Below are 1632 nucleotides of genomic sequence, written 5' to 3'. Positions count from 1 at the left end.
AGTGATAAATGTGAATAACTAATATAAATGCTTCGATTTCTATCGATTCACAAGTGGAAAATCGCCAGCATAGGCGTTTATTTGTGCTGTATAATGGCAGATATTATGTTCAACGAGAATTTTAATGGAAACAGTGTATTAATTTAGCGGAAGAATTGGACTTTTCCGACAATCTCTATAAAGAAATATAATTCATTCTAAAGCGTAATAAAGCTTTAAAAATTAGACACTCGAAAGTATGTTTATATTTGCCAATACAAAATGGTTGAATCAAGAGTAAAAAAGACTTCTATTAAACAGGAGGAAAGATACAATGTCTGGAAATATGCACACGAAAATGATTGCAATATTAATGAAAATTGCAAGTATAATGCTGGTTTTGGGGATGTTTGCTACAGCAGTGGCCTATGCAGAAACACCCGGGGAACAAAAAGACCAGCTCATTGAAGCCCAAGAATCCTTCCAGGATTCACAAGAAAAATTCCATGATGCAAAAGACCGGTTTGAATCAGAACGATCACTCCAAAATACTGAAGAACTAAAAGAAGCTCTTAGAAACTTTTTGAACCATACAATCGAATATACTATCAAGCGTTTGGAGACTTTGCAGATACAAGCTGAAGGACCTGAAGAAAATGGATTAGCCCCATTTATTATTTCAGATAATATTGATGACTACATTGGTCAACTAGAAGACATGAGGGATGATGTGGCTGCAGCTGAGACAGAAGAAGATTTCAATGCCGTAATCAAAGAGATCAGGGACACTTGGCAGCATGTCGACTTGGAGTCCAGATACTTTATAGAGGGTACTCTAAATAACAAGGTCGATGTATTCAATAACCGCAGTGATTCCATTGCAATCCGCATTCAGGCAGAGATTGATAGATTGGATGAGGTCGGTGAGGACACCAAGGATTTGAAGAAACTCCTTGATGATTATGAAAAAGCGCTGAATGCCAGTCATGATGATGTCACAGAACTGTTTGACAACCATAATGGATTCAATGATGAAGGCGAGCTTCAAAATGCCGGGGAAGCAAGGGCTTTCCTGGCAGATGCATCCTCAAAGATGAGATCATCATACAATATGAGGGAAACAAATTCCTTATTAAGACAGATTTTTGAGGAGCTTAAAGAGCACAGACCCGGCTCTGTAAGTTTAAGCAGTACTGGTGCTCTTGCGGCCCAAGGGAATGGAAAAGCCACTATATCAGGTAATCTGGACATCAAAATAAATGCGAAAGATGGAATATTGATTATCAAAGACTACGATGAAGATGCTGTGATCGAGATTGAAGGTAAGGGCATCAAAGAGATGTTGGATGACGGGACCATTAAATACGAGGGATTTGATGGTTCTGCGACCATTAAAGGCAGCAGTATCACAGTGGTCATAACCGGTGATAATATCGAATTGAATGCTGAAGGGACAGGCAGTGCTGTACTGAGAGGACATGGTTCCTATAATGCAAACGGTAATCAAAATATGTGGGCTGAACAGGTTCGAGCTCGAATCACAGCACAGGTACAAAGCCAATTTAGTGAAGAACACCGGGTACAACAACAAAACAATTCCGAATCAGGAAATCAGACAAAAACCCGGAACCAGACGCATACCCCAAAATCAGA

General features: G+C 39.4%; 1 protein-coding gene. It reads left to right on the top strand.

What is annotated here, in order from left to right; genetic code table 11:
* Positions 1-313: 313 nt before the first annotated feature.
* The coding region (locus IBX40_13315) for a hypothetical protein (GenBank protein MBE0525291.1) at positions 314-1632 on the top strand (1319 nt) is incomplete at its 3' end.

The sequence above is a fragment of the Methanosarcinales archaeon genome (assembly GCA_014859725.1).
Classification (GTDB): Archaea; Halobacteriota; Methanosarcinia; order Methanosarcinales; family Methanocomedenaceae; genus Kmv04.
Note: the sequence above shows the minus strand (reverse complement) of the source record. Positions and strands in the feature narration are given on the sequence as shown.